Annotated in this window: 21 protein-coding genes; 14 read left to right on the top strand and 7 right to left on the bottom strand. The window is 59.3% G+C overall.

Annotated features, from left to right (window positions below):
* The first annotated feature begins 44 nt into the window (after window positions 1-44).
* From FBY12_RS02415 to FBY12_RS02395, 5 genes are all read left to right on the top strand, one after another.
* On the top strand, window positions 45-428 hold the full coding sequence (locus FBY12_RS02415) for a tautomerase family protein (RefSeq protein WP_145250786.1): 384 nt from the start codon (window positions 45-47) through the stop codon (window positions 426-428).
* A gap of 45 nt (window positions 429-473) precedes the next feature.
* A complete protein-coding gene (locus FBY12_RS02410; protein WP_145250783.1) occupies window positions 474-1,076 on the top strand; it encodes a TetR/AcrR family transcriptional regulator in 603 nt (200 codons plus the stop codon).
* Window positions 1,077-1,299: 223 nt separating this feature from the next.
* Window positions 1,300-2,265, top strand: coding sequence for a 2-hydroxyacid dehydrogenase (locus FBY12_RS02405; RefSeq protein WP_145250780.1), 966 nt, complete (start codon window positions 1,300-1,302; stop codon window positions 2,263-2,265).
* Window positions 2,266-2,553: 288 nt separating this feature from the next.
* Complete coding sequence (locus FBY12_RS02400; RefSeq protein WP_145250777.1) at window positions 2,554-3,621, top strand: phosphotransferase family protein; 1,068 nt, start codon at window positions 2,554-2,556, stop codon at window positions 3,619-3,621.
* 103 nt (window positions 3,622-3,724) lie between these two features.
* The gene (locus FBY12_RS02395) at window positions 3,725-4,492 is read left to right on the top strand and encodes an SDR family oxidoreductase (RefSeq protein ID WP_092269623.1); all 768 of its coding nucleotides are present in this window, start codon (window positions 3,725-3,727) and stop codon (window positions 4,490-4,492) included.
* A 566-nt stretch (window positions 4,493-5,058) separates the two neighbouring features.
* Here FBY12_RS02395 and FBY12_RS02390 read toward each other — a convergent pair.
* On the bottom strand, window positions 5,059-5,307 hold the full coding sequence (locus FBY12_RS02390) for a DUF1652 domain-containing protein (protein ID WP_109520159.1): 249 nt from the start codon (window positions 5,305-5,307) through the stop codon (window positions 5,059-5,061).
* Window positions 5,308-5,513: 206 nt separating this feature from the next.
* Window positions 5,514-7,010 (bottom strand): helix-turn-helix transcriptional regulator, encoded by a 1,497-nt coding sequence (locus FBY12_RS02385; RefSeq protein ID WP_121733876.1) that lies wholly within the window; start codon window positions 7,008-7,010, stop codon window positions 5,514-5,516.
* Window positions 7,011-7,246: 236 nt separating this feature from the next.
* On the opposite strand from FBY12_RS02385, the gene FBY12_RS02380 reads away from it, so the two are divergent.
* A complete protein-coding gene (locus FBY12_RS02380; RefSeq protein ID WP_145250774.1) occupies window positions 7,247-8,578 on the top strand; it encodes a hypothetical protein in 1,332 nt (443 codons plus the stop codon).
* Between the two features lie 112 nt (window positions 8,579-8,690).
* Here FBY12_RS02380 and FBY12_RS02375 read toward each other — a convergent pair whose 3' ends face one another.
* Together FBY12_RS02375 and FBY12_RS02370 are read right to left on the bottom strand one after the other, a co-directional pair.
* Window positions 8,691-9,974, bottom strand: a complete 1,284-nt coding sequence (locus FBY12_RS02375) for a Zn-dependent hydrolase (protein ID WP_145250772.1) — start codon at window positions 9,972-9,974, stop codon at window positions 8,691-8,693.
* Between the two features lie 142 nt (window positions 9,975-10,116).
* Window positions 10,117-11,601 (bottom strand): NCS1 family nucleobase:cation symporter-1, encoded by a 1,485-nt coding sequence (locus FBY12_RS02370; protein ID WP_121733878.1) that lies wholly within the window; start codon window positions 11,599-11,601, stop codon window positions 10,117-10,119.
* 621 nt (window positions 11,602-12,222) lie between these two features.
* On the opposite strand from FBY12_RS02370, the gene hydA reads away from it, so the two are divergent.
* The 3 genes from hydA to preA all read left to right on the top strand — a co-directional run bounded on the left by hydA (window position 12,223) and on the right by preA (window position 16,468).
* Window positions 12,223-13,662: a dihydropyrimidinase gene (hydA, locus tag FBY12_RS02365; RefSeq protein WP_145250769.1), complete on the top strand. Its 1,440-nt coding sequence runs from the start codon at window positions 12,223-12,225 to the stop codon at window positions 13,660-13,662.
* A gap of 163 nt (window positions 13,663-13,825) precedes the next feature.
* Complete coding sequence (locus tag FBY12_RS02360) at window positions 13,826-15,193, top strand: NAD(P)-dependent oxidoreductase (RefSeq protein ID WP_145250766.1); 1,368 nt, start codon at window positions 13,826-13,828, stop codon at window positions 15,191-15,193.
* Entirely contained in the window at window positions 15,194-16,468 is a 1,275-nt protein-coding gene (gene preA, locus FBY12_RS02355) for an NAD-dependent dihydropyrimidine dehydrogenase subunit PreA (protein WP_109520165.1), read from the top strand.
* A 380-nt stretch (window positions 16,469-16,848) separates the two neighbouring features.
* Here preA and FBY12_RS02350 read toward each other — a convergent pair whose 3' ends face one another.
* Complete coding sequence (locus FBY12_RS02350) at window positions 16,849-17,469, bottom strand: TetR/AcrR family transcriptional regulator (RefSeq protein WP_092269646.1); 621 nt, start codon at window positions 17,467-17,469, stop codon at window positions 16,849-16,851.
* 167 nt (window positions 17,470-17,636) lie between these two features.
* On the opposite strand from FBY12_RS02350, the gene copC reads away from it, so the two are divergent.
* Together copC and copD are read left to right on the top strand one after the other, a co-directional pair.
* The gene (gene copC / locus FBY12_RS02345) at window positions 17,637-18,014 is read left to right on the top strand and encodes a copper homeostasis periplasmic binding protein CopC (protein ID WP_145250763.1); all 378 of its coding nucleotides are present in this window, start codon (window positions 17,637-17,639) and stop codon (window positions 18,012-18,014) included.
* Window positions 18,015-18,017: 3 nt separating this feature from the next.
* The gene (gene copD, locus FBY12_RS02340; protein ID WP_145250760.1) at window positions 18,018-18,872 is read left to right on the top strand and encodes a copper homeostasis membrane protein CopD; all 855 of its coding nucleotides are present in this window, start codon (window positions 18,018-18,020) and stop codon (window positions 18,870-18,872) included.
* Window positions 18,873-18,987: 115 nt separating this feature from the next.
* Here the strand turns inward: copD and FBY12_RS02335 are convergent, their stop codons facing one another.
* Together FBY12_RS02335 and FBY12_RS02330 are read right to left on the bottom strand one after the other, a co-directional pair.
* On the bottom strand, window positions 18,988-20,169 hold the full coding sequence (locus FBY12_RS02335) for an HlyD family secretion protein (protein ID WP_145250757.1): 1,182 nt from the start codon (window positions 20,167-20,169) through the stop codon (window positions 18,988-18,990).
* The gene (locus FBY12_RS02330) at window positions 20,166-21,836 is read right to left on the bottom strand and encodes an MFS transporter (protein WP_145250754.1); all 1,671 of its coding nucleotides are present in this window, start codon (window positions 21,834-21,836) and stop codon (window positions 20,166-20,168) included. The genes FBY12_RS02335 and FBY12_RS02330 overlap by 4 nt, the downstream gene beginning before the upstream one ends.
* 292 nt (window positions 21,837-22,128) lie before the next feature.
* Between FBY12_RS02330 and FBY12_RS02325 the strand changes: the two genes are divergently transcribed.
* The 3 genes from FBY12_RS02325 to FBY12_RS02315 all read left to right on the top strand — a co-directional run bounded on the left by FBY12_RS02325 (window position 22,129) and on the right by FBY12_RS02315 (window position 25,437).
* A complete protein-coding gene (locus tag FBY12_RS02325) occupies window positions 22,129-23,424 on the top strand; it encodes an OprD family porin (protein WP_145250752.1) in 1,296 nt (431 codons plus the stop codon).
* A gap of 271 nt (window positions 23,425-23,695) precedes the next feature.
* Window positions 23,696-24,523: an NAD(P)-dependent oxidoreductase gene (locus tag FBY12_RS02320; RefSeq protein WP_145250749.1), complete on the top strand. Its 828-nt coding sequence runs from the start codon at window positions 23,696-23,698 to the stop codon at window positions 24,521-24,523.
* A gap of 26 nt (window positions 24,524-24,549) precedes the next feature.
* Complete coding sequence (locus tag FBY12_RS02315; protein WP_145250746.1) at window positions 24,550-25,437, top strand: SMP-30/gluconolactonase/LRE family protein; 888 nt, start codon at window positions 24,550-24,552, stop codon at window positions 25,435-25,437.
* Window positions 25,438-25,465: the final 28 nt, after the last annotated feature.

Genomic DNA, 25,465 nt, shown 5'->3' with positions numbered 1-25,465 from the left:
CGTCATGTATTTTTAACCCACCGACCTCTGCCCGGAGTCACCCTATGCCACTCGTTCGCGTCGACATCAAAAAGAACCCCGATCCGACCTTCGCCAAAAACGTTGGCAAGCTCATCTATGCGGCGATGCACAGCAGCATCGGTGTGCCCGAAAACGATAATTTCCAGATTCTCAACGAACACGATGAACAGCATTTCATCTTCGATCCGGGTTATTTGGGCATCAGCCGCAGCGACAATCTGGTGGTGATTCAGATCACGCTGAGCGAAGGACGCACCGTCGAGCAGAAAAAACTGCTGTACAAGACCATTGCCGACAGCCTGCACGCGCAGATGGCTGTGCGCCTCGAAGACGTTTTCATCAATCTGGTGGAAGTCAAAAAAGAGAACTGGTCGTTCGGCAACGGCATCGCCCAATACGCACTTTGAACGCCACCCTTTTGACTTTCGATCCTCTCTGCCAGTGAGCCGCTAATGCCCCGAGTTTCCCGCAAGCAAGCCGACCTCAACCGCGAAATCATTGTCGAGGCCGCCACGCGGCTGTTCCGCGAGCGTGGCTTGCACGGCATCAGCGTCGTTGACGTGATGGCCGCCGCCGGCCTGACCCACGGCGGCTTTTATGGCCACTTCGAGTCCAAGGAAGCCTTGGCGCGCGAGGCCGGTGGTCGGGCGTTCGAGCAATCTGCCGAACGCTGGAAAACGCGGATCGCCGAGCACGACGACAAGAACCAGGCGCGCCGCTCGCTGATCGAGCCCTACCTGTCCGCCGCCAGCCGCGACAACCCCGGCGACAGCTGCCCGGTGGTCGCTTTCGCCGGCGACATGTGTCACGAAGCGGCGGACAGCGATTTGCGTCAGACCTTCCTCGACGGCCTCAACCGATTGCTGCAAACCTACGGTTCGCTGATCGACGCCGGTGACGCCGAGCAGAATCGGCGCCAGGCGCTGGTCGATTACTCGCTGATGGTCGGCGCCCTGACCCTCGCCCGCGCCACGCGCGGCGACGCGCTGTCCGATGAAATCCTCGAAGCTGCGCGCACGTTTCTCACCCAGGAAGATGCACCGCAACAGCGTTAATCCCCTCACCTGTTCGTAGCGGCACAGCTTGCTCGCGATGGCGTCCTCAGGACTGTCATCGCGAGCAAGCTATGCTCCCACCGGTTGCATAGGGCAAAGCGTGCGCGTTCCGGCGATCTGCAAGGGCATGGCCTATCCTCTTTGGTGATTGCCAAACCGCCCTGGAATCAGCAATCTGAAAGGACTTTCGAGTTCCCGACCTCGGCGCCCACAGGAGCCCAGCATGACTGCAACCGTTCTGGTATTGGTTGAAACGATTAATGACTACCTGCCGATTCTCGAACGTCAGGGCTTTCACCTGATTCTGGCGCCGACGCCCGCCGAGCGCGCCCAAGCCATTGCCAACTATGGCGCGCGCATCGACGCGGTGCTGACGCGCGGTCCGCTGGGTTTGTACGCCGACGAAATCGACGCCCTGCCCGCCCTCAAAATCATCTGCGTGATCGGTGCCGGTTACGAGCATGTCGACCTGCAAGCGGCCAGCGACCGCGGCATCACTGTGACTAACGGCGCCGGGGTCAACGCCTCTTCAGTAGCAGATCACGCGATGGCGTTATTGCTCGCGTTGGTACGCGACATTCCCCGGGCCGACGCCGCTGTGCGCCGTGGCGAATGGCCGAAAATCATGCGCCCGTCGCTGGCCGGCAAACGCCTGGGCATTCTCGGTCTGGGCGCGGTGGGCATGGCCATCGCTCAGCGTGCGGCAAATGGCTTCGACATGAGCGTCAGTTACCACAACCGTCAGCACCGCAGCCACGTGCCGTACAGCTACTGCTCGACGCCGACCGAACTGGCGCGGGCCTCGGACTTTTTGATCGTCGCCACGCCCGGCGGGCTGGCCACGCAACATCTAATCAACCGCCAAGTGCTGGAGGCGCTGGGGCCCGACGGCTTCCTGGTGAACATCGCGCGGGCCAGTGTGGTGGCCACGGCGGATTTGATCAGCGCGCTGGAACAGCGGCGAATCGGTGGCGCCGCGCTCGACGTCTATGACCACGAACCGCAAGTGCCCGACGCGCTGAAGACGCTGGCCAACGTGATCCTGACCCCGCACGTGGCCGGGCTGTCGCCGGAAGCGACGCAGGGCACGGTGGAGCTGGTGGGGAAAAACCTCGTGGCGTTCTTCGCGGGTGAACCGGTGCTGACGCCGATTACGCTGCCGACCACCTTGGTCAGCCGCATGGGCTAGACCTGCCTCAACAAAGATCCCCTGTAGGAGTGAGCCTGCTCGCGATAGCGTCCGTTTAGTTGAAATCAATGGTGACTGACATTACGCCATCGCGAGCAGGCTCACTCCTACAGGGGGCCTGTGTCACTCAGATAGGTCCGCGCCAAACCCACCATCCCCGCGCATCAGGAACGCTGATTATCCGGCAACACGCTAACCTATAAGACCGGGCCGAGCTTGTGGCACGCCCGTCTCAGCATTAGATTAGCCAATGATGTCTGGCCTCCAAAATAAGCAGAAGGGATAAGCATGGCGCTTACTGACCAGTCCACCCGTATCCGCTCCGGCGAAGAACTCGATGCCAGCCTGATCGATCCCTACCTCAAGGCGCATATTCCGGGCCTGAGCGGCACCCCGCAGATCAGCCAGTTTCCTGGCGGCGCGTCGAACCTCACCTACTTGCTTGAATACCCGCAACAGGAATTTGTCCTGCGTCGCCCGCCGTTCGGCCACAAAGCCAAGTCCGCCCACGACATGGGCCGCGAGTTCCGCATTCTCAATCAGCTCAAGGACGGCTTCCCGTACTGCCCCAAGGCCTACGTGCACTGCACCGACGAATCGGTGATCGGCGCCGAGTTCTATGTGATGGAACGGGTCAACGGCATCATCCTGCGCTCGGAACTGCCGCCGGAACTGAATCTCGATTCGGCGAAAACCGAGGCGCTGTGCAAGAGCTTTATCGACAAGTTCGTCGAGCTGCACCAGGTCGATTACACCGCGTGCGGCCTCGCCGATCTGGGTAAACCCGAAGGCTACGTCGCCCGCCAGATCAAGGGTTGGAGCGAGCGCTACGAGAAAGCCCTGACTCCCGACGCGCCGCAGTGGGAAGCGGTGAAAGCCTGGCTCAACGATAAAATGCCGGCCGACCACCCGACCTCCAGCATCGTCCATAACGACTATCGCTTCGACAACGTGATCCTCGACCCGCACAACCCGATGCAAATCATTGGCGTGCTCGATTGGGAACTGACCACGCTCGGCGATCCGCTGATGGATTTGGGTAACACCCTCGCCTACTGGATCGAGGCCGGCGACCCGGCGCCAGTGCAACTGATGCGTCGCCAGCCGAGCCACGCACCGGGCATGCTGACTCGCCGCGAGTTCGTCGACTATTACGCCGCGCGTGCTGGCAACCAGATCGACAATTTCGACTTCTATTACACCTACGGCCTGTTCCGTCTCGCCGGGATTGTCCAGCAGATCTACTACCGCTTCTTCCATGGCCAGACCCAGGACAAACGCTTCGCACAGTTCATTCACATGAACAAACTGCTGGAGCAGATGAGTTTGCAGGTCATCCAGAAATCCAGCCTTTGATAGCAAGACGATCCGCAGGCGCCAAGCTTGCCGGCGAACCGGACGCTGCGGTGACCGGCAAGACTGGCGCCTGAAAATATCCGGCCTATAACAAGGAAATCCCATGTCCAAGACTCAGTTGTTCGACCTCGACGGCAAGATCGCTTTCGTCTCCGGCGCCAGCCGTGGCATCGGTGAAGCCATCGCCAAACTGCTGGCCCAGCAAGGCGCGCACGTCATCGTTTCGAGCCGCAAAATCGACGGCTGCCAACACGTCGCCGACGCGATCATCGCCGCTGGCGGCAAAGCCACTGCAATCGCTTGCCACATCGGCGAGATGGAACAGATCAGCCAAGTCTTCGCGACCATCCGCGAACAATTTGGACGCCTGGATATTCTGGTCAACAACGCGGCGACCAACCCGCAGTTCTGCAACGTGCTGGACACCGACCTCGGGGCGTTCCAGAAGACTGTCGACGTGAACATTCGCGGCTACTTCTTCATGTCGGTCGAAGCCGGCAAGCTGATGCGCGACAACGGTGGCGGCAGCATCATCAACGTGGCCTCGATCAACGGCATTTCACCGGGAGTTTTCCAAGGCATTTACTCGGTGACCAAAGCTGCAGTGATCAACATGACCAAAGTGTTTGCCAAGGAATGCGCGCAGTTCGGCATCCGCTGCAACGCCCTGCTGCCGGGCCTGACCGACACCAAATTCGCCTCGGCGCTGGTGAAAAACGACGCGATCCTGAAGACTGCGCTGCAGCAGATTCCGCTGAAACGCGTGGCGGATCCGAGCGAGATGGCCGGCGCGGTGTTGTACCTGGCGAGCGATGCGTCCAGCTACACGACCGGTGTTTCGCTGAACGTGGATGGCGGGTTTCTGTCCTGACGCGGCGCCGGTAACACGAAAAAAGGCAGCCGACCATGGCTGCCTTTTTACTTTCCTCGCGAAGCACCTTTGGTCCTGTGGCGAGGGGGCAAGCCCCCTCGCCACCAAAGCCCAGGTGTTACTGGGTCACGCACCGGGTTGTTGTGGTGACTCGCGTCACTTGGCCGTCGGCGCGCACATCGCCGAGCACGTCGGTTTTGTCCTGGGTTTCGCAGGTGCGTTCAGGAGGTGGCGGTGGTGCTGCGGGGGGCGGCGGCGGAGGACTGGCGCAACCACTCAAAATGATTGCGCAGAATACGAGCGACAGCGGCGTGAACGACCGTTTCCCAAGACTCTTCATAGGCTGACCTGCGGTGGCTGATCGGGGGTTTTTCCGCGACACGGAAAATAAATACCACGCATTTCTTATAGCCCAGCCGCCGGGCAATGCCAGAAGATCAGAATTTTCCCATCCCTGTAGGAGCAGAGCTTGCTCGCGAAGAGGCCCTGTCAGTTGATATCCCAGTCGCCTGATACACCGCTATCGCGAGCAAGCTTTGCTCCTACAGGTTGGTCATTTTTAGTGCTTACATTTTTTCAGAGCGATGCAAACTATTGCTTTCGAGCTCATAGCGCAGCTCTTCAATCAACGCGACCACCGCTTCCGGCGTGCGCAAATTTGCCACGCTCAACCCGCTGACCACCAGATCCACCTGACCCGACGCCGGGTGATAGAGCTTGACCGTCAAGGAGTTGTCCCCAGTGAGCGCACAATCACAAGCCAGCGGCGCAAAACTACGTTCCAGTTGAGCACGCAACTGCGTTAGATAAATCATTCCGGGTTACCTGACCGACACTGCAAAATCGAACACACCATTGAACGGTTGCTGATCCATGTGGCTGTTCCTCTGTCTGTTTCGAAAATGCGCTTTCGCAGCGATGCGACATCCCGCCGCAGGCTCTACCGCACCTTCCCAGATTACGAACTGCGCCACCCGGCCAGAACCCGCATTTGACCCCTTGCATCTAGTGCATTTGCACCCTAACGCTGCGCCTTCGGTCGCCACTCGCTGGCGAACAACCCACGCTCGCGCGCCCAGACAATCGCCTCACTGCGGCTGTGCACATCAAGTTTGGAATACACCGTCGAAACGTGGTTGCGCACGGTGTTCAGCGCCAGTTTCAGGCGTGCGGCGATTTCCTTGTCGGCCAGGCCTTCGCAGATCAAGCCGAGCACATCGCGCTCGCGTGCGGTCAGGTCGGTGAACGACACGCTGGGCAATTTCGGCGAGTTGACGCTCTTCACATTGGCGAGTTTCTCGATCAACGTGCGGCTGAACCACGAAGCGTCTTTCATCACTTCTTCGATTGCCGCCACCAACTCGACTTCGGTGCGTTTGCGTTCGGTGATGTCCATCAACACCAGCAGATAACACGGGCTGTCCTGAATGTTCACGGTGTCGGCCGAGACGTTGCACTCGATCAGCTCGCCGCCCTTCTTGCGAATGCGCACGTCGACGCGATCCAGCTTGCCGGCCTTTTCCAGCGCAGCGAACAGGCGCGTGCGGGTGCCGGAGTCATCGATAAAATCGATTTCCTCGACGGTTTTACCAAGCACTTCTTCGCTCGGATACCCGAGGGTTTCAAGGAACGCTTCGTTGACGTCGATCACCAATTCGTTCTCGGCGCCGCACACCAGCGTCGGCACCGGCGTCAGGCGAAACGCCTTGGCAAAACGCTCCTCGCTCTGACGCAAGGCCAGTTCGACCTTGTGCCGCGGTTCCATGTCGACGAAGGAAAACAGCATGCAGGCTTCTTCATTAATCTCCAGCGGCTGCCCGGCGACGATCACTTGTTTATTGCCGCGTTCGGGCAACTTCAGCTCGGCCTGCATCTGCGGAATCGTTGTGTGCTGGCGCAGGCGTTCGATGGCCAAATCGCGTTTTTCGGCGCCGTCGAGGATGTCCAGTTCATACGTGGAAACGCCGATTACCTGATCGCGGGTGTAGCCGGTCATCTCGAGGAAACCCTGATTGACCTTGATGTAGCGCAAATCACTCAGGCGACAAATCACCGCCGGCGCCGGGTTGGCATTGAACGTCTTCTCGAAACGCTGCTCGGCGCTGGCCCACTCGGTGACATCGCTCATGATCAGCACCAGCGACTCGACCTGCCCGGCGCTGTCGGTCAATTGCAGGCTGCGCACGTTGTGCACCCACAGGCTTTCTTCATCGTCGCTCGGCGTTACTTCCACCAACACATCGCTGAAAACCTCGCCACCGGCGATTCGGTTGATCGGGTAGCTTTCGGTCGGCACTGGATGATTGTTGCGATAGCGCAAGTTGAAGCGCTTGGCGTATTCCTTGGCATTCGCCCCGAGCTGGTTGACCCGGCTGACCCCATGCATGGCCAGCGCGGCGTCGTTGGCCCAGAGAATGGTCTTGTCGGCCTCCAGCAAAATCACCCCGTCGGACAAACCGGCGATGATCTGCTGCAACTGACGACGATTGGTTTCGGTGGTCAGGACGTCCTGGCTCATTGGCTCTCCACAAAATGGCGGCGGCGCTCTGCGGCGCCGCCCTGTGAAGATTACGACCGCGCGGGTTTGCGATAGTGCGAAGCGACCAAAACCTTGAAGCGTTTTAAAGGCTCGCCAGTCAGGTACATCATGCCAACCTTATCCTGAACGGTTTATAGACGCAGACGATTCATTTCATTCGATGCATAATCCACCGTTCATCACGATTAAACTGCTGACATCGAAAAAGGATTTTTATGAAACAACTCGCGCACGTACAAAGCACAGTCTATTACAGACATTTTTCCAACGATGCCTTCAAAAAATCAAAGCAATACCAGCAACTTAAGAACACCCATATCGTGACCTACTGCAAGTCCAGCGGGCTTATCGGAACCTTTAATTTTCTCAGCAAATTCTTCATCGATAAATCTGACAGTGCCAAGGTGATCATCGGTATTTCAGATATCGACTCCGACAAACTCGCTGACAGCCTGCGATCTGTCATGAAAAAAATTACAAAAAATTGCGACATCTACATTCATTCGGCTTGTCACGTGAAGATGCTCAGCCATGACGACATGACAATACTCGGCTCGCAGAATCTTTCTTATACATCGCAGTCCTATACCGCCAACCTGAACTATAAGACCGCCCACTATCGCCTTAATGAGGCATTAGTGGAATGCGTCGATGAGCATCAAGAATGCGCCAAGATGTTAATGGTAGAACTACTATCCGACCCTGCTTTTTTTTTGAAGCTTGAGCCATTGAGTCGGGTGGACTACAAAGACAAACACAACACGAAAATCAACCAGTTAATCGCCGACCTTCGTGAAGGTCATGCGTTGGACCGTAGCAAGGCCAACATTAAATTGGCGGAAAACATACAACACTTTATAACAAACTCCCCAGCGCTGTTGAGCAATAGCCGATTCACAGTACAGGTAAAAGACAATCTCGACCTCTTCAGAATATTGAAAAACATGTACCAGCAGCGCTCGACTAGAGATGTGGAGACGCTACTTGAGATATTGTATGGCCAAGATCCTTTTTCGATTTTTTTCAATCAGCAAGCGCATGAATTATTATCCACAGCAGAATCATTAGCGATGCAAGTCGATGACGATTACTTTGCGAGGAAAAGTGAGTTTCACCATATCCATGATCATATTCTTGATGCACCAGACCGACTTGAAGAAATCGCACAAGCACACTCGCTGTTCGAGGAAATTGACGGAATCATTGACCAATATGAACTGTTGACACCTGAACATCTGCTGGACCACTCGGAAGATGACGATATCAGTGCTGAGATGGAATCCCCTGACTATTCTTCAGACTACGCTATGTTGTCCAGAGACAACGATGGCAACATTATAGAAAGCGTATTCAGAAGTAAACGAGATGTGGCGCTGTCGACAACCGAAAAGCTTCGACTCCTCGATTCAAAGAAATTAACACACGCACTCAATGAAGTTCTCGGACCGTTCGTTGAGTGTTACCTGAACACCCAATACTCACGGTTACTCCAAGTACTCCAAGGCTCATGCGACAGCTTGAAGAATGCCTATGCACGCGATAATTAAAGGCTCGCCGGATTTAACTTGACCTGCGGCAATTCCGATGGATTTGCTCCCCGTGAATCTCCAGGGGTCGTCCGCTGACGGCGCGGGCATCGCAGGTCACGAATTGCGCGTCTTACGTCGCCAATTGTCCGCTGGCGATCGCCGCCGACGACGCCAGCATTGCCCGCAACAACACCGCGCACCCGGCCGCGAGGTCATCCGGTGCGGCGTTTTCGATTTCGTTGTGGCTGATGCCGCCCTCGCACGGCACGAAGATCATCCCGGCCGGGCCGAGTTCAGCGAGGAAAATCGCGTCGTGCCCGGCGCCGCTGACGATGTCCATGTGCGACAGGCCCAAACCGTGGGCGGCGTCGCGGACCGCATTGACGCAACCCTTGTCGAAGTACAGCGGCGGGAAGTCGGCGGTCGGGGTCAGTTCGAAGGTCAGGCCGTGGGCCTCGCAGGTGGTTTCGATGACTTCGCGCACTTCGGCGATCATCGAGTCGAGGCGCGCCGGTTCAAGATGCCGGAAGTCGAGGGTCATGCGCACTTCGCCGGGAATCACGTTGCGCGAGCCGGGGTAGGCTTGCAGACAACCGACCGTGCCGCAGGCGTGCGGTTGATGGCCGAGGGCGGCGCGGTTGACCGCACCGACGATAATCGCCGCGCCGACCAGGGCATCCTTGCGCAAGTGCATCGGCGTCGGCCCGGCATGGGCTTCGACGCCGCGCAGTTTCAGGTCGAACCATTTTTGCCCGAGCGCGCCCATCACCACGCCGATGGTTTTGTGCTCGTCTTCGAGGATCGGGCCTTGTTCGATGTGCGCTTCGAAATAGGCACCGACCGCGTGGCCGCTGACCTTGCGCGGCCCGGCGTAACCGATGGCGTTCAGCGCGTCGCCGACCGTGACGCCATCGACGTCGACTTTGGCCAGGGTTTCTTCGAGGGTGAATTTTTCCGCGAACACTCCGGAGCCCATCATGCACGGCGGGAAACGTGAGCCTTCTTCGTTGGTCCAGACCACCACTTCCAGCGGCGCTTCGGTTTCGATGCCGAGGTCATTGAGCGTGCGCAACACCTCGACCCCGGCGAGCACACCGAAGCAACCGTCGAACTTGCCGCCGGTGGGTTGGGTGTCGATGTGGCTGCCGGTCATGACCGGTGGCAGGTCAGGATTGCGACCGGGACGGCGGGCGAAGATATTGCCGATGCCATCGACCGTCACGGTGCAGCCGGCCTCCTCGCACCAATTGACGAAAATGTCCCGGGCCTGGCGGTCGAGATCGGTCAGGGCCAAACGACAAACACCGCCCTTGACCGTGGCGCCGAGCTTGGCCAATTCCATAAGCGACTGCCACAAGCGGTCGCGGTTGATGTGCTGATGGGTGGATTGCAGAACGTCTACGGCTGCGTTCATGGTGATCTCCTCAGGCTGTTTTTATGAGTTTCTTCAGGTAGTTCTTTGGTGTGTTCGAGGCCGCCTTCGCGGGCAAGCCTCGCTCCCACAAGGGACTGCACGAACCTGTAGGAGCGTGGCTTGCCCGCGAAGAGGCCAGCAATCACACCGATGATTTCGCCACAGACGGGCTGGTCCGCATCGAGCACAACCCGTAATAAATCACCCCGCCCAGCGCCGAGCCGGTAAACCAGCCGTAGCTGTAGAACCAACTGAACGCATCGCTACCGAGCGACAGCAAGGTCAGCACCACCGGCACGCCGAAAGCGATAAAACCGAACCAGTTCCACGCTGGATACACGTCATCGCGGTACAGTCCGGCCAGATCCAGTTGCTGTTTCTTGATCAGGAAATAGTCCACCACCATGATCCCGGCGATGGGCCCGAGCAGGCTGGAATAGCCGAGCAGCCAGTTCGAATAAACCGTCTCCAGGCTGACCTCGGAAACGATCCAGCCAAGTTTTTTCAGCAACTCGTGGCCCATCAGCAGCAACCCGACCAGCCCCGTCAGCAACACCGCTTTGGTGCGGTTGATCACTTTGGGCGCGATGTTTTGAAAGTCATTGGTCGGCGAGACAATGTTCGCTGCCGTGTTGGTCGACAGCGTCGCAATGATGATCAACGCCATCGCCACCGCCACCCACACCGGGCTCTGGATATGCCCGATCAGGCTGACCGGATCCGACACGGTCACGCCGACCAGTTTCACCGACGCGGCAGTCATCACCACGCCAAGCGCGGCGAACAGGAACATGGTCAGCGGCAAGCCGAAAATCTGCCCGAGAATCTGGTCTTTCTGACTTTTCGCGTAACGGCTGAAGTCCGGGATGTTCAGCGACAACGTGGCCCAGAACCCGACCATCGCCGTCAACCCGGCGGCGAAATAACTGACCACGCTCGCACCTTCAGGGCGCTTCGGCGGAATTGCCAACAGCTCGGTCATCGACACGTTGGGCATTGCCCACACCAGCAGACCGATGCCGACCGCCACCAGCAACGGCGCGGAGAGTGTTTCCAGCCATTTGATCGACTCGGCCCCGCGCAGCACCACCCAAAGGTTCAGCGCCCAGAAAACCATGAAACCGATCACCTCGCCGGTGCCGCCGAGCGACTTCCAGCCGTCGAAAATCGAGCCGAGAAACAGGTGAATCGCCAGGCCACCGAACATCGTCTGAATGCCGAACCAGCCACACGCCACCAATGCGCGAATCAGGCACGGCACGTTGGAGCCGAGTATGCCGAACGAGGAGCGCAGCAACACCGGAAACGGGATGCCGTACTTGGTGCCGGCGAAGGCATTGAGGGTCAGCGGGATCAGCACGATGAGGTTGGCAAACAGGATCGCCAGCAGCGCCTCGCCGACGCTTAAGCCGAAATACGCAGTGAGCACGCCGCCGAGGGTGTAGGTCGGCACGCAAATCGACATGCCGATCCACAGTGCGGTGATGTGCCATTTGTTCCAGGTTCGTTCGTGCACCTTGGTCGGTGCCATGTCGTGGTTGTAACGAGGACTGTCGAGGACGTCGGTGCCGGCTTCGAGCTCGAACAAGCCGTCGCGCTCGGTCACTTGCGATCTGATCTGTTGCATGGCCGCTCCACTTTCTTTGAATTATTTTTTGCTCATCAGGGGCCGGCGCTTGCTCGCGCCAACCGACGATGGCCGGAGGAACTGACAACTTTTACGGACCGGCCAAGGTGTCAGCGGCGGCATCAATAAACGTGCCGGGGTCCCCGCTGATGCATTGGCCAATGCCATAAAATCCTGCTAAACAACTGAAGTCATTCAGTTTTATTTATTCAACTAACGAGTCTTCGGTTACTTGCAACGCCACTCAGGCCGAATGTGCAGCAAGTTGTCGAAACAGTCAGGACTCAATCTGGTGCATCAATGTTTTTTTCAACGTTGCGCCTCAACCATAGACCTTCCTCAAGCGGCTGATTTCACATAGGAAATCTCGTCTATTTTGCGTTCCTGTCAAGTGCGTCAAAATGGTGAACAGCCTCACCATTTTGGTGATTTATGTATTTATTGCTTATATTTCAATGGCTTAAAACAGGCATAAGCTTATAAAAATTATTCTTGCTCATTCCAAAAACTACGACTAGTTTCTATTCCTGACAGCGATGACAGGAATACACCTGTTTGCACTGGCTTCATACAAAACATTTAGAACCGGCATAAGTCGGTCATGCCTGCGAGGAACTCGGAATGTCTCTGTTGATCCGTGGCGCCACCGTTATTACCCATGATGAAAGTTACCGCGCCGACGTCTATTGCGCTGATGGCGTGATTAAAGCCATTGGCGACAACCTTGATGTTCCGGCGGGCGCTGAAGTGCTCGACGGCAGTGGCCAATACCTGATGCCGGGCGGCATCGACCCACACACGCACATGCAATTGCCCTTCATGGGCACCGTCGCCAGCGAAGATTTTTTCAGTGGCACGGCGGCCGGTCTGGCCGGCGGAACAACGTCGATCATCGACTTCGTGATTCCCAATCCGCAGCAGTCGCTGATGGAGGCGTTTCACCAGTGGCGCGGCTGGGCCGAGAAGTCCGCTTCCGACTACGGATTCCACGTCGCGATTACCTGGTGGAGCGAGCAGGTGCGCGAGGAAATGGCCGAACTGGTCAGCCATCACGGCATCAACAGCTTCAAGCATTTCATGGCGTACAAAAACGCGATCATGGCCGCCGATGACACGCTGGTAGCGAGTTTCGAACGCTGCCTGGAACTCGGCGCGGTGCCGACCGTGCACGCGGAAAACGGCGAATTGGTCTATCACCTGCAACGCAAATTGATGGCGCAAGGCATCACCGGCCCGGAAGCGCACCCGCTGTCGCGTCCGTCGCAAGTTGAAGGTGAAGCGGCGAGCCGGGCGATCCGCATTGCCGAAACCATCGGCACGCCGTTGTACCTGGTGCACGTCTCGACCAAAGAAGCCCTCGACGAAATCACCTATGCGCGCAGCAAGGGTCAGCAGGTTTACGGCGAAGTGCTTGCCGGGCATTTGCTGCTCGACGACAGCGTCTACCAACACCCGGACTGGCAGACCGCCGCCGGTTACGTGATGAGCCCGCCGTTCCGTCCGCGCGGCCACCAGGAAGCGCTTTGGCACGGCTTGCAATCGGGCAACCTGCACACCACCGCCACCGACCATTGCTGCTTTTGCGCCGAGCAGAAAGCGGCGGGTCGCGATGATTTCAGCAAGATCCCCAATGGCACCGCCGGCATCGAAGACCGCATGGCGCTGCTGTGGGATGAAGGGGTGAACACCGGGCGTTTGTCGATGCAGGATTTCGTCGCGCTGACCTCCACCAACACCGCGAAAATCTTCAACCTCTACCCGCGCAAAGGCGCGATCCGCGTCGGCGCCGATGCCGATCTGGTGCTGTGGGACCCCGAGGGCACGCGCACCATTTCGGCAAAAACCCATCACCAGCAAGTCGACTTCAACATCTTCGAAGGCAAAACCGTGCGCGGTGTGCCGAGCCACACCGTCAGTCAGGGCCGCGTGGTCTGGGCCGATGGCGACCTGCGCGCCGAGCGTGGCGCCGGGCGCTATGTCGAACGGCCGGCGTACCCGGCGGTGTTTGATTTGCTCAGCAAGCGCGCTGAGCTGAATAAGCCGACAGCGGTGAAACGCTGAGATCCAGGCCTGCGGCCTTCGCGGGCAAGCCTCGCTCCTACAGTTTGAAATGCATTCCCCCCTGTAGGAGCGAGGCTGGCCCGCGAAGGGGCCGGCCCTGACTGCACAAAATTCCACTGCCCACCAGAGGCAGGCACCTCAAAAAAACATGAGGCCTTAAACCGTGATCAAGACCCTGAACCATCTCCCGCACCCATACGAGAATGCGGCCGCCCTCGCCGGCCATTTCACCGATCTGGCGCCGCCGCTCAACGCCCGTCAGGCGCATCTGGAAGCTTCGCGCTGCCTGTATTGCTACGACGCGCCGTGTGTGAATGCGTGTCCGAGCGAGATCGATATTCCGTCGTTCATCCGCAATATCCATCAGGAAAACGTCCAGGGCGCCGCGCACAAAATCCTCTCGGCGAACATTCTCGGCGGCAGTTGCGCGCGGGTTTGCCCGACCGAAATCCTCTGTCAGCAAGCCTGTGTGCGCAACAACGATCACGAGTGCGCGCCGGTATTGATCGGCCTGCTGCAACGCTACGCCGTGGACAACGCGCACTTCAGCGAACACCCGTTCCAGCGCGCCGCCGCCACCGGCAAACGCATCGCCGTGGTCGGTGCCGGGCCGGCGGGTTTGTCCTGCGCGCATCGCAGTGCGATGCACGGGCATGACGTGGTGATATTCGAAGCCCAGGAAAAGGCTGGCGGCCTCAATGAATACGGGATCGCCAAGTACAAACTGGTCGACGATTACGCGCAAAAGGAACTGGATTTCCTCCTGCAAATCGGTGGCATCGAAATCCGCCACGGGCAGAAACTCGGCGCCAACCTGACCCTCAGCGAGTTGCACCAGCAGTACGACGCGGTGTTCCTCGGCCTCGGTCTGGCCGCCAGCAAACAGCTCGGTCTCGACCACGAAGACGCGCCGGGACTGGTCGCCGCCACCGATTACATCCGCGAACTGCGCCAGGCCGATGACCTGACGCAACTGCCGCTGGCCGACCGTTGCATCGTCCTCGGCGCCGGCAACACCGCGATCGACATGGCCGTGCAAATGGCTCGCCTCGGTGCCCGCGACGTCAATCTGGTGTATCGGCGTGGCGTCGAGGACATGGGCGCGACCGGTCACGAACAAGACATCGCCAAAGCCAATCAGGTGCGCCTGTTGACCTGGGCGCAACCGGAAACGGTGTTGCTCGACGAGCAGGGCCACGTGCGCGGCATGCGTTTCGCCCGGACCTGCATGATCGAAGGACGCCTGCAGACCACCGGACAAACCTTCGAACTGGCCGCCGATGCAATCTTCAAAGCCATCGGCCAGGCCTTCGATGGCAGCGCCCTCGCCGACCCGTTGGCGCGCGATCTCAAACGCCAGGGCGAGCGCATCGAGGTCGATGCAAACCTGCGCACGAGCATTCCCGGCGTGTACGCCGGTGGCGACTGCACCAACCTCGATCAGGACCTGACGGTGCAAGCCGTGCAGCATGGCAAACGGGCTGCCGAAGCCATCAATGCCCAACTCATGCTCAACGTGGAGGCTGCGTAAATGGCCGATCTCTCGATTGTCTTCGCCGGTATCAAAGCCCCCAATCCATTTTGGCTGGCCTCCGCGCCACCCACCGACAAAGCCTACAACGTGGTCCGCGCCTTCGAGGCTGGCTGGGGCGGCGTGGTCTGGAAAACCCTCGGCGAAGACCCGGCAGCGGTCAATGTCTCGTCGCGGTACTCGGCGCATTACGGTGCCAACCGCGAAGTCATGGGCATCAACAACATCGAGCTGATCACCGACCGTTCGCTGGAGATCAACCTGCGGGAAATCACCCAGGTGAAAAAGGACTGGCCGGACCGCGCGCTGATTGTTTCGCTGATGGTGCCGTGCGTCGAAGAATCATGGAAATTCATTCTGCCGCTGGTCGAAGCGACGGGTGCCGACGGCATCGAGCTGAACTTCGGTTGCCCGCACGGCATGCCCGAACGCGGCATGGGCGCGGCGGTCGGCCAGGTGCCGGAATACGTCGAGCAGGTGACCCGTTGGTGCAAGACCTATTGCTCGCTGCCGGTGATCGTCAAGTTGACGCCGAACATCACCGACATCCGTGTCGCGGCGCGTGCGGCCCACCGTGGCGGCGCCGATGCGGTGTCGCTGATCAACACGATCAACTCGATCACCAGCGTCAATCTGGAGCAAATGGTCGCGATGCCCACCGTCGGCCATCAAAGCACCCACGGCGGTTACTGCGGCTCGGCGGTGAAGCCGATTGCGCTGAACATGGTTGCCGAAATCGCGCGTGACCCGCAGACGCTGGGCTTGCCGATCTGCGGCATCGGCGGCATTGGCAGTTGGCGTGACGCGGCGGAATTCATGGCGCTGGGCAGCGGCGCGGTGCAGGTGTGCACGGCGGCGATGCTGCATGGTTTTCGCATTGTCGATGAGATGAAGGACGGTTTGTCACGCTGGATGGACAGTCAGGGCTACGCCAACATCGCCGAGTTTTCCGGGCGCGCGGTGGGCAATACCACCGACTGGAAGTACCTCGACATCAACTATCAGGTGATCGCCAAGATTGATCAGGACGCGTGCATCGGCTGCGGGCGCTGCCACATCGCTTGCGAAGACACCTCGCACCAAGCGGTGGCCAGCCTGAAACAGGTGGACGGCACGCACAAATATGAAGTGATCGATGAGGAGTGTGTGGGCTGCAATTTGTGCCAGATCACCTGCCCGGTCGAGGATTGCATTGAGATGGTGCCGATGGACACCGGCAAGCCGTTTCTGGATTGGAATCATGATCCGCGTAATCCCTATCATGTCGCTCTCTAGAGTGGGGGGTTGATCCGGAATCTACCCCTCACCCTAACCCTCTCCCCAGGGGGTAGAGGGGACTGACCGAGGTTGTTTTGAGATAGTTTGCGACCGGGGATATTTGGGTCGCACTCAGATTTTGAGCGCATGAAGATCGAGAGGGGCTGACCGAGGTGATTTTTAGGTAGTTTGCAACCGCGGACGTTTGAGTCGAACGCAGATTCTGAGCGCATGGAGATCGGCACCCTTTCCCCAATTGATAGAGAGACTGGCCGAGGTGATTTTTAGGTAGTTTGCAACCGGGGACATTTGAGTCGAACGCAGATTCTGAGCGCATGGAGATCGGCCCCCTTTCCCCCTCTCCCCTATGGGGAGAGGGCTGGGGTGAGGGGTGCTTCTCAGGGTTCCAACCCAATCCCGCGCAATATCACGCTGGTCACGGTCTGCACCGCCCGCTCGAACTGCATGTCCGACAACGCCTGATGATCATTAAGGATGTTCACCTGATGATCGAAGTCAGCGTAATGCTGGGTCGAAGCCCAGATCATATAAAGCAGCGCCGAGGGCTCGACCGGCAGGATGCGTTTGTCCTCGACCCATTGGCGAATCTTCGCTTCCTTCATTTTCGCCCAGTCATAAAGACTGGCGTCCAGCGCCTCGCCCAGCGTCGGCGCGCCGTGAATAATCTCGTTGGCCCAGACTTTCGAGCCATGCGGGCGGCTGCGCGAGTGGTTCATTTTGGCGCGGATATAACTGCTAAGCACCACGCGCGGATCGTCGAACATCTCGAAGCACAAGGCGTCCTGTTTCCACACTTCCAGCAGGTCGAACAGCACCGCGCTGTACAGCTCGCCTTTGGTGCTGAAGTAATAATGCAGATTGGAGCGCGGCAGTTGCACTTCAGCGGCGATGTCCGCCATGGCGGTGCTGCCGAAGCCTTTTTCGGCGAAGACCTTTTCGGCGCCGAGAAGGATCTTCTCGACATTACTGCGGCGGATTTCGATCTTGTGATTGCCCATTGAGGGCTCCCTGACAACAGCGGTGGCCCAGACTAGCATCCGCTCTGGGTCGCGGCGACAGCGGTTTTTTCACTTGCCGGGAGAAAAGCTGCGGCGTAAACATTTCCCGGTGCAAGGCGTTCATGTTTAAGTGACGCGCATTTTCTCTGCCAAGAAGGTACCCGACCATGTCCCTGAACCCATCCTTGAAAAAAGCCCTGACCGCCGCCGCCCTGCTCGGCTCGCTGTTTGCCGCCTCTTCGGTGTTTGCCCACGCGCACCTGAAAAGCCAGATCCCGGCCGCCAACAGCACCGTTACCGACCCGGGCGAATTGCGCCTGGTGTTTTCCGAAGGCATTGAAACGACCTTCAGTACGGTCAAAATCAGCCGCGACGGCGAGGACGTGCCGGTGAAAAACCTCGCGACCAAAAGCAGCGACAAGAAGACCTTGATCGTTACCCCGGAAGTCGCGCTGGAACCAGGCACTTACAAAGTTGAATGGAAGGTAACGTCAGTCGATACGCACAAAAGCGCTGGCAACTACAGCTTCAAGATTGGCCAATAATCGATGACCGATGCGCTGGTGCTGTGCCGCTTTCTGCATTTTGTCGTGGTGTTGATGCTGTTCGGGGCCTGGGTATTCAGGCCTCTGTTGTTGACCGAAGACGCCGTCAATCTCGACCGGTCGCTGGCGCGCATCACGCGTTGGCTGACTGCCGTGGCGCTGCTCAGTGGCGTGACGTGGTTGCTGCTGATTACCGCCAGCATGGCCGGCGACTGGCGCGCGGCGTTTGCGCCGTCGACCTTGAGCCTGGTGCTGAGCAAGACCTTTTTCGGCCAAGTGTGGGGTTGGCACTTGCTGCTCAATGCGCTGCTGATGGTATTGCTGTGGACGCCGTTGCGCACCAATGTTGCTTTGCGATTGATCATCAGCGGACTACTGCTGGCGACGCTGGCGCCGGTCGGGCACGGCGCGATGCTTGACGGGCTCGGCGGTCAGTTGCTGATTCTCAACCAGATCATCCATCTGGTCTGCGTCGGTACGTGGCTTGGCGGGTTGATGCTGCTGGTGCTGATTCTGCGCCAGCCGGTTGCGCTGGATGTGGTTTTGCGGCGTTTCAGCGGCATCGGTTATGGCTTGGTGGCAGGGTTGCTGATCACCGGTTTGATCAACGTGCGCGTGCTCACCGGGCAATTCTGGCCGACACCGCTGTGGTCCGGGTTTGCCTTGATTCTGCTGATCAAGGTTGTGCTGGTCACGGCGATGCTCGGGTTGGCGCTGTTCAATCGGCTGCGGATCAAGGATTGCGAACAGCGGGTCGGCACGCTGAAAGCCAGTGTGCTGCTGGAGTGGTTGCTGGGGATCGGCGCGGTGGCGGCGGTTTCGCTGCTCGGCACCCTGCCGCCAATGATTGCTCACTGACGCGTAAACCTTGTAGGAGCGAGCTTGCTCGCGATAGCGTCCGGCCAGTCAATATTTATCTTGAATGGAAGATTGCAATCGCGAGCAAGCTCGCTCCCACAGGAATTTGGTTGAGTCAGGGAGTTTCAGTGTGGCCGGCTGCTGCGGTGTCGATGCTCACCACCACTGACATCCCCGGCCGCAGCCGTTCGCTTTGTTCCTGACCGTCATCCACGGTGATCCGCACGGGCACGCGCTGGGCGATTTTGACGAAGTTGCCGGTGGCGTTGTCGGCCTGCAACAGGCTGAATTCCGAACCGGTCGCCGGTGAAATCCGCTGCACCTTGCCGTGGAATTTTCGATGGTTGAGCGCATCGACGGTGAACGTCACCGGTTGGCCGACGCGCACTTCATCCATCTGCGTTTCCTTCATGTTGGCGATCACCCACAACTGCTGCGGTACCAGCGCCATCAGTTGGGCGCCGGAGTTGACGAACGCGCCGAGGCGCACGCCAATCTGCCCGAGCTGGCCGTCACGTGGCGCCAGTACGCGGGTGTTCGACAGGTCGATGCGCGCCAGTTGCACCGCCGCATCGGCGCTGGCCACCGCCGCTTCCAGCGAACCGCGATTGACGATCACCGTTTGCAAATCCTGCCGGGCGATTTCCAGATTGGCTTGCGCTTGCGCGACGGCGGCGATGGTCTGCGCGTTGGCGGCCAGGGTCACGTCCAGCTCGCGTTTGGACACCGAACCGTCATTGATCAATTCCTGGTTACGGCGCAGGTCGGCGGCACTTTTGCGCGCCTGCGCCTGACTGTCGGCCACCGCTGCCTGGCGCAACTTGATGGTCGCTTCGGCACTGTTGCGTTGCTGCACCACGTTGGCCAACGCGGCTTTCTGCACCGCCAGTTGCGCCAGCGATTGATCGAGACGCTGCTTGTAGATCCGGTCATCGAGGCGCACCAGCAAGTCGCCGGCCTTCACATGCTGGAAGTCGGTCACCGGCACTTCATAGACGTAGCCGCTGAGCTGCGGACCGATGATCGTCACCTGGCCACGGACCAAGGCGTTTTCGGTGGTTTCGACGGCGCTGCTGAACGGCGGCAGTTGCCAGGCATACAACACGATCAACACGCCAATAATCGCAATCGCCGCGAAGCCCAGCGACGAGATAATCCGCACCCGCAGCGAACGCGGTTCGGTGGCCGGCGAGGACGGCGGCGCGACACCTTCCGGGGTGGCGGCGATGGCATTGGTGGTGGTCGTGGTTGACGTCGGCGTGGACGCCGGGGTAGACGTGTTAGTCGGTTCGGTCATGAAGAAGTGGCACCGCTGGGTTGAACGGAAGGAGTGGCAGTTTGCGCGGCGGGCGCGACCGCTTGGGTGGTGCTCATCAGCCACAGCGCGCGAATGGAAATCCAGATCATCGTCAGCACCGCGATCAGCGCAATGAGCATAAACACATCGTTGTACGCCAGCACATTCGCTTCGCGGGTGGCGGCCGTGGCCAGACTGCGAATGCCCTGCAAATTGCGCAAACTCGGGTCGGCGATCAGCGAGCCGACCGCGTTGCCGCCACTTTGCACCCGCGCGGCAACACGCGGATCCATCAGGGTCAGGTGTTCGACAATGTTGCTCGAATGAAATTTCTCGCGGACGATCTGAAACGTGCCGAGCAGCGCCGCGCCGATCAGGCCGCCGAGGTTCTGGCAGATGCCGAACAGCACCGAAAAACTCACCAGATTGCGCGGGTTGGTCAGCACGTTGCGCGTGCCGAGGACCATGGTCGGGCCAAGGAAAAACGTGCCGCCGAACGCCAACAGGAACTGGCTGAAATACATGTTCTCCGGGCGGGTCAGGTTGTTCGAGTAACTGTCGATCACCGAGCCGGTCGCCATCAGCGCCAGCGACACGATCAGCGGCATGAACAGGTGTTTGGGATCAATCGTCAGCGCGCTGGTGGCGAGGCCGGCAATGCTGCCGAGCAACATCACCACGTACAGGCTGTGCAGTTGCTGACTGCTCATGTTGAGCATTTGCATGAAACCGACAGCGCCGGTGGATTGCTCGGACAACACCATGCGAATCAGGATCACCGCCAGCGCCAGACGAATCATCACGCCGCTGCCGAGCCAACGGGTCATCAGCATCGGGTTGCTGCGGTTATGTTCGATGGCCAGGCCGGCGAGGATCAACACGATTGATGCCGCCGACGCCACGCCGATCCACGGTGCTTCCAGCCACCAGTCGATGCGGCCCAGCGACAGCACCGCGCACAGCAGCGCCACGCCCGAGGCGAGAATGGCGAAGGTCAGGAAGTCGAGTTTTTCGAAAGTTTTGAAGCGGTCGCCCGGCGGCAATTTGAGCAGGAACACGCAGCCCAGCGTCAGCAGCGCCATGCCCAGTTCGAACAAATACAACCCGCGCCATTCGGCGATTTGCATCAGGTCTTCGGAGAACAATCGCGCCAGCGGCAACGCCAGTTGCGACGTGCCGAGGCCGAGCACCAGCGCTTTCATCCGCCACTTCGCCGGGAACGCCTGGATCATGTAATACAACCCCAACGAACTCAGCGCCGCGCCGACCATGCCGTGGGCCGCGCGCACGGCAATCGCCGAATTGAGGTCGTTGACGAACAAGTGGCCGAAGGTCACCAGCGCATAGAGCACCAGAAACACTTCGGTGAACGCGCGCAAACCGAATTGCTGGCGAAATTTGACCAGCAGCAGGTTCATCGAGACGTTGGTCATGACGTAGGCGGCCGGCAGCCAAGCCATTTCGGCGGTGGTCGCGCCCAACGCACCTTGCAGGTAAGGCAGGTTGGCGATCACCAGCGAGTTGCCGAGGCCACCGGTCAACGCCACCAGCAGGCCGACCAGCGCGTAGGCCAGCCGCTTGGGCGTGGAGTGCAAGGGCGTCGAGGGGGAACCGGGCAAGCTGGGCCGTTCGTGGGGCTGCCAGTTGCGCGGGGCGTAGTGATCCATGCAAAAGCCTTGTTCGGGGGATCGCGCCAGTTTGCCGGAAAACCACAGTCAATACACAACCCAGTGGGAGCGAGCTTGATCGCGATGGCGGATTTTTATTCGACATCTTTATCGCCTGTCAGAACGCGATCGCGAGCAAGCTCGCTCCCACAGGGGTTGAGTTATTTTCGCGGTGTTGTCGTACAACTTGTGATTGACATTCCCGCGAACCCTCGCAAATAATCGCCGCCAATGTTGTACGACGACGTATAACAAAAAATAAAAACAACAAAGAAACAAAGGGAACGTCACTGTGAGCCAACTCGTCCGTCATTCCTCTGTCCGCACGCCCCGCCTCACCTTCAAACGCCGCCACACCCTGAGCCTGATCGGTTGCAGCAGCCTCGCCCTGGCCTTGCCGCTGAGCAGCCACGCCGAAGGTTTTGTCGACGATGCCAGCGCCACGCTGAACCTGCGCAACGCCTATTTCAATCGCAACTTCACCAACCCGGCCTACCCGCAGGGCAAGGCTGAAGAGTGGACGCAGAGCTTCATCCTCGACGCCAAATCCGGCTTCACCCAAGGCACGGTCGGCTTCGGCCTAGACGTGCTGGGCCTGTACTCGAAAAAACTCGATGGCGGCAAAGGCACCGGGGGCACGCAGTTGTTGCCGCTGGACAGCGACGGGCGCCCGGCGGACAACTTCGGTCGCACCAACGTCGCGTTCAAAGCCAAAGTCTCGAAGACTGAATTGAAGGTCGGCGAGTGGATGCCGCTGTTGCCGATCTTGCGCGCGGATGACGGCCGCTCGCTGCCGCAGACCTTTCGCGGCGGCCAGGTAACTTCCAGCGAAATTGACGGTTTGAAGCTCTACGGCGGCCAGTTCCGCGCCAACAGCCCGCGCAACGATTCGAGCATGGACGACATGTCGATGAACGGCCGAGCGGCGTTCACTTCGGACCGATTCAACTTCGGTGGCGGCGAATACACCTTCAACGACAAACGCACGTTGGTCGGGGTCTGGTACTCGGAACTCAGCGACATTTATCAGCAGCAGTATTTCAACCTCAGCCACAGCCAACCGATGGGCGACTGGACGCTGGGCGCCAACCTCGGGTTCTTCACTGGCAAAGAGGACGGCAGCGCGCTGGCCGGTGAACTGGATAACAAGACCACGTTCGCCCTGCTCTCGGCCCGCTACGGTGGCAACACGTTTTATGTCGGCCTGCAGAAACTGAGCGGCGACGATGCCTGGATGCGCATCAACGGCACCAGCGGCGGGACGTTGGCCAATGACAGCTACAACTCCAGTTATGACAATGCCAAGGAAAAATCCTGGCAAGTGCGCTACGACTACAATTTCGTCGCCCTCGGCGTGCCCGGCCTGACCCTGATGAACCGCTACATCAGCGGCGATAACGTGCACACCGGCACCATCACCGACGGCAAGGAGTGGGGCCGCGAGTCGGAACTGGCCTATACCGTACAAAGCGGCGTGCTGAAAAACCTCAACGTCAAATGGCGGAATGCGAGCATCCGCCGCGACTACAGCACCAATGAATTCGACGAAAACCGGATCTTCGTCAGCTATCCGATGTCGTTGTTGTAAGCAGTTTCTGGGGGAACCGATCAACTGTGGCGAGCGAGCTTGCTCGCGCTGGGCTGCGCAGCGGCCCCAGGATTTCAGGGGCGCTGCGCACTCCAACGCGAGCAAGCTCGCTCGCCACAGGATTTTTGAGCCCCTTGGAGAATCGGTGAATGCCCTCCAACAATTTCAGCCACCGCCGCGTTGACAAGCACTGGAATCCCTTACGATACTTCGCTCAAGTCATACGACAACTTACAACAACTTCAATGACTCAAATATTCAGGAATCCCCCATGCCCACTACCTCCCCTACCCCTTCGATCCCGTTTAATCGCCTGCTCTTGACCGGCGCCGCCGGTGGCCTCGGCAAAGTCCTGCGCGAAACCCTGCGCCCTTACGCCAAAGTCATTCGCCTGTCGGACATTGTCGACATGTCTCCGGCCTGCGACGGCAGCGAGGAAGTCGTGACCTGCGACCTCGCCGACAAACAAGCTGTGCACCAACTGGTCGAAGGCGTGGACGCGATTCTGCACTTTGGCGGCGTTTCGACCGAGCACGCGTTCGAAGAGATCCTCGGCGCCAATATCTGCGGCGTGTTCCACATCTACGAAGCGGCGCGCCGGCATGGGGTCAAACGCGTGATCTTCGCCAGTTCCAATCACGTTATCGGCTTCTATAAACAGGACGAAGTGATCGACGCACACTCCCCGCGCCGCCCGGACAGCTACTACGGTTTGTCCAAGTCCTACGGCGAAGACGTCGCCAGTTTCTACTTCGATCGCTACGGCATCGAAACCGTCAGCATCCGCATCGGCTCCTCGTTTCCGGAACCGCAAAACCGCCGGATGATGAGCACCTGGCTGAGCTTCGGCGACCTCACGCAATTGCTCGAACGCGCCTTGTACGCGCCGAATGTCGGCCACACCATCGTCTACGGCGTCTCCGACAACAAAAACGTCTGGTGGGATAACCGCCTCGCCGCCGGCCTCGGTTACGTGCCGCAAGACAGCTCTGAAGTGTTCCGCGACAAGGTCGAAGCGCAACCGATGCCAGCGGCCGATGACCCGGCGATGGTTTATCAGGGCGGCGCATTTGTCGCGGCCGGTCCGTTTGGCGATTGAGTCCACGAGCAAGGGAATGAGCTGCCATGCAAGCCGAATTGATTGTCGATGCCCGCAATACGGTCGGCGAAAGCCCGGTGTGGGTGCCTGAAGAAAACGCGCTGTACTGGGTCGATATCCCCGCCGGTGGTCTGCAGCGCTGGAATGCTGAAACCGGCCATGTCGATGCGTGGACCACGCCGGAAATGCTCGCCTGCATCGCCCGTTGCAGCGACGGCAGTTGGGTCGCAGGGATGGAAAGCGGGTTCTTCCATTTGCACGCGAACAACGACGGCAGCCTCGACAGCGAGCTGCTCGCCCACGTCGATCACGCGCGCCCGGACATGCGTTTGAACGATGGCCGCTGTGATCGCCAGGGACGTTTCTGGGCCGGCAGCATGGTCCTGAACATGGGCGCCAACGCCGCTGAAGGCACGATGTATCGCTTCAGCCAAGGGCAACGCGGGCCGCTCGATCCGCGGCTCAGCGGGTTTATCGTGCCCAACGGCCTGGGTTTCAGCCCGGATGGCCGAACGATGTACCTGTCCGACTCGCATCCGCTGGCGCAGCAGATCTGGGCGTTTGATTACGACATCGACAGCGGCACGCCGAGCAATCGTCGATTGTTCGTCGACATGAATCACTTTTGCGGTCGTCCCGACGGCGCGGCGGTGGATGCCGACGGGTGTTACTGGATCTGCGCCAATGACGCCGGGCTGATTCACCGGTTTACCCCGGATGGCCGACTGGATCGCTCGCTCGCGGTGCCGGTGAAGAAACCGACCATGTGCGCGTTTGGCGGCAGTCGTCTGGACACGCTGTTCGTGACCTCGATCCGGCCGGGAGATGATCGGGACGAGCAGTCGTTGGCCGGTGGGGTTTTTGCTCTGGATGCGGGCGTCAAGGGTCTGCCCGAACCGCTGTTTCAGGCCTGAAAAAAGTCTTTCATTGGCTCGAGACCGA

This window comes from Pseudomonas sp. SJZ131, from assembly GCF_007828705.1.
Classification (GTDB): Bacteria; Pseudomonadota; Gammaproteobacteria; order Pseudomonadales; family Pseudomonadaceae; genus Aquipseudomonas; species Aquipseudomonas prosekii.
The sequence above is the reverse complement of the archived record's forward strand: the minus strand, read 5'-3'. Positions and strand labels throughout refer to the sequence as shown.